This is a genomic window from Hydrogenimonas sp. (genome assembly GCF_029933015.1).
In the GTDB taxonomy this organism is placed as follows: Bacteria; Campylobacterota; Campylobacteria; order Campylobacterales; family Hydrogenimonadaceae; genus Hydrogenimonas.
In genome coordinates, this window is sequence record NZ_JAOZOZ010000158.1 from 1 (window position 1) to 3,566 (window position 3,566).

The window sequence follows — 3,566 nt, forward strand, 5'->3', positions numbered from 1 at the left end:
CCGATTATCGTGGCGGCGCAGAACCTGGCCGCCCGCTACCTCTCGAAAAAATAGGTTCTACTCGAAATCGTACGCCGTGACGATGGGCTCCCGGCCCGTCGTTTTATCGGTGAAGTATTCGTAGAAGCAGAGTCCCATGAAGCCGCCGGAAACATTGTAAACGTTCTTCCATCCGCGGTTCTGCAGCGCCAACAGGGCGTTGTAGGAGCGCTGGCCCGAGCGGCAGTGCAGATAGACCGGTTCATCGGTTGGAATTTCGTCAAGACGATCACGAAGCTCCGAGAGGGGGATATGTTTCGCCCCTTTGATGTGGGCCACGTCCCATTCGTACTTCTCCCGCACGTCGACGATGCAGGCCCCCTCTTCCACCAGCCGGCGTATGTCGCGCATCATGATATGCCTGAACGCTTCGTGCAGCAGATTGGACGCCACGTAACCTCCCATGTTCACTACGTCTTTGGCTGTGCCGAAAGGTGGTGCGTAGCAGAGTTCCAGATCCTTGAGATGGTCGATCGTCGCCTTGGCTGTGATGGCGGTGGCGATGACATCGATCCGTTTGTCCACGTTACCCCGGCCCACCGCCTGGGCACCGATGATGCGGCCCGTCGGTTTTTCGAAGACGATCTTGAAGTGCAGCTCTTCGGAGTCTGGCATCAGCCCCACTTTGTCTTTGGGGATGATGTAGGCGACTTCGTGCTCGATGCCCAGCGCTTCGGCGGTCCGTTCGTTGAGACCCGTCGAGGCGCCGTTGTAGTTGAAGACTTTGACGACCGAGGAGCCGATGTAGCCCGGGTAGTTGACCGGAATGTTGTGGATATGATTGGCCACCGCCCGCGCCTGTTTCTGCGCGGGTCCCGCCAGTGCCAGCGTCATGTAGTCGCGCATGATCGGATTGTAGACCTGGATGGCGTCGCCCACGGCGTAGATGTCCGGATCGCTGGTTTTGTAGTTGTGGTCGACCCAGATGGAGCCCTTCTTTCCCAGTTTGAGCCCCGCCTTTTTCGCCAGATCGCTGTCTGGCATGACACCGATGCCCATGATGACCACTTCGCTCTCGAAACTCTTTCCCGACTTCAGTATCACGCGGTTTTCTTCGAAGGCGACAACCCTGTCTCCGACGATCAGGTCGATGCCGTGGTCGATCATCTCCTTGTGAAGCACCTGGACGATATCCTCGTCGAACTGCCGCAGCACCTGCGGCGGAGACTGCACAAGCGTGACGGTATGTCCCGCTTCGATCAGGTTTTCCGCAACCTCCACACCGATGAAACCGCCGCCCACGACGGTGATACGTTTCGGTGCCAGCTCTTCGATACTTTTGGCGATGCGGTCGATATCGACGACATTTCGTACGGTAAAAAGGTTGACTTTTTCAATCCCCGGCACATCGGGAACCACCGGTCTGGCGCCGGGGGAGAGAATGAGCTTGTCGTAGCGCTCCCGGTAACTCTCTCCCCTCTTCAGGTCTTTTACCTCCACCTCATTTGTCTCCCGGTAGATCGCGACCACCTCGCTGTTGACCCTGGCGTCGATGGCGTACTGTTTTCTGAAGAGCTCCGGACTCATCAGTACCAGATCTTCGGCCTTTTCGACCATGCCGCTCAAATGGTAGGGAAGGCAGCAGTTGGAGAAGGAGACGTGGGGCCCCTTCTCGAACATGATAATCTCGTCCTCCTCGCTCAGACGACGCAGCCGCGCCGCGGTCGATGCGCCGCCTGCGACACCGCCGACGATCAGATATCTTTTTCCCATTGTGTCTCCTTTTCGTTGATTTGCAAATCGATTGCGCACTTGCCGCGCGCTCTGGCATAGGGCAGCATGATCAAAAGACCCAGTATCGCCGCGGCGACCATCGTCAGCGTCACTTCCGGGTCGTCGAAGTTTCTCGACGCTACGAGTATCGCCGCCGATATGTTACGTTGCGCCGTGGCGATGGAGAGCATAAAACGCCGTTCCGGGTTTCCAAATCCGAAGATATAGCCGATCCCCATCGCCCCCGTCAATAACAGGAGAATCGATACGAGTCCCCATCCCCACAGTCCCAGAATGCTCTTCGTATGCAGTAGAATCAGTGCACCCGCCAATATCACAAGAGCGAAATCGCTGATCTTTACAAAAACCGGGCGGAGTCTTTCTGCCGTTGTCTGAAAGTGCGCTTTTACATAGAGCGAAGCCACCAGCGGCACGAGCATCAGCGTTACGAGTGATTTTGCGATCTGCAGAGAGTCCACTTCGGTACCCTTCAGAAAATATGGAAGTACCAATGGCATATAGAATACCGTCGCAACCATCAGCAGAAGCATCAGGGCGATCGACATGGCGGGATCGCTCTTTGCGATACAGGCAAGTTTTGGCAGAAAGGGAGCTCCGGCAGCGACGGAAAGGAGGACGATACCCTCTTTTACACCCATTGACAAAGGCAACAGTTCCACGAGCAGATAGGCAAAAAACGGTACGGCGAGAAAATTGGCCGCGAGGACGAGTGTGACGAGTCTGACGTTTCTCAACGGTTTTGCAATCTGCCGGATTGTCAGATTGAGTCCCATCGCGATCATGCTGCCTACAACGAAAGCGAGGACCGAAAACTGAAAGATTATCTCCAGAAATTCTTTCATCGAACTCTCACGGTACGATCACTGCGCGCCCTTTTATCTCCCCACGGGCGAGTTTGTCGAGCGCAATTTCCACCTCGTCGAGCCTGAAGCGCGTGATACTGGGCTTGACAAGGCCCTTCTCCATCATACCGATCAGTTCCAGCAGTTCCAGCTTGCTACCGCCGAACGTGGTACTGATGAACGTGCCGTAAGGCTGTGAAAGAGGGTGAAAGGCAAAACGTCCCTTTCCTCTTCCCGCTACGACGATGTGTCCCAGGGGTTTGATCATATGAACCGCCAGTTCCATCGTCTGTGCGGACCCGACGAAATCGAGCACGGCATCGAAAGTGAGTGATCCGACGCTCTCTTTTTCGGAAGGGAGCGCTTCGTCGGCACCCAGTTCCAGGGCGTGGCGACGGGACTTCTCACTGCGGGCAAAAGCCGTAATGTGTGCCGGCGTGATCTTTGCGAGAATCTGGAGGGCTATGTGTCCCAGTCCCCCGACACCGATGACACCGACCCGGCTGCCGCCTGTCAGCAGAGGCAGCACCCGTTTGAGGGCATGGTAGGAACTGAGACCCGCATCGGTCAGAGGCGCCGCTTCCACCGGGTCCATCGAGATAGGTACAAGCGCCGCCGCGGGTGCTATGGTGTATTCGGCCAGGCCCCCGTCGAGGCCGATGCCGACCTGCGGGCCTTTGTTCAGGCAGTAGTTGTTCCACCCCGCGGCACAGTATCGGCAGTGACCGCAGCCTACCAGTGTCACCAGCACCGGTTGGCCGGCTTCGAAGCCACGCACTCCGGAACCCGCTTTGTCGATCCATCCGCCCACTTCGTGTCCGAGAGTCCAGGGTAGCTCGATATTGTAGTGGGACGGGCACGCTTTCCATTCGTGAATGACATGCAGGTCCGACTGGCAGATGCCGTTGCCGGCCACCTTGATCCGCACCTCGCCGGGTCCCGGTTCGGGCA

The 3,566-nt window shown here is 57.2% G+C and carries 3 protein-coding genes; all 3 read right to left on the bottom strand.

The window, feature by feature from the left end; genetic code table 11:
- Positions 1–57 precede the first annotated feature (57 nt).
- Positions 58–1,752, bottom strand: coding sequence for an FAD-dependent oxidoreductase (locus Q1K23_RS08570; RefSeq protein ID WP_300363841.1), 1,695 nt, complete (start codon positions 1,750–1,752; stop codon positions 58–60).
- A complete protein-coding gene (locus Q1K23_RS08575; RefSeq protein WP_300363843.1) occupies positions 1,734–2,615 on the bottom strand; it encodes a bile acid:sodium symporter in 882 nt (293 codons plus the stop codon). The genes Q1K23_RS08570 and Q1K23_RS08575 overlap by 19 nt, the downstream gene beginning before the upstream one ends.
- A 7-nt stretch (positions 2,616–2,622) precedes the next feature.
- Positions 2,623–3,566: alcohol dehydrogenase catalytic domain-containing protein (locus Q1K23_RS08580; protein WP_300363845.1), on the bottom strand; the 944-nt coding region annotated here is incomplete at its 5' end.

What these genes read in the sequence shown, in the direction of transcription:
- Q1K23_RS08570 (WP_300363841.1), bottom strand. Translation starts at nt 1,752, where the DNA reads ATGGGAAAAAGATATCTGATCGTCGGCGGTGTCGCAGGCGGCGCATCG.
- Q1K23_RS08575 (WP_300363843.1), bottom strand. Translation starts at nt 2,615, where the DNA reads ATGAAAGAATTTCTGGAGATAATCTTTCAGTTTTCGGTCCTCGCTTTC.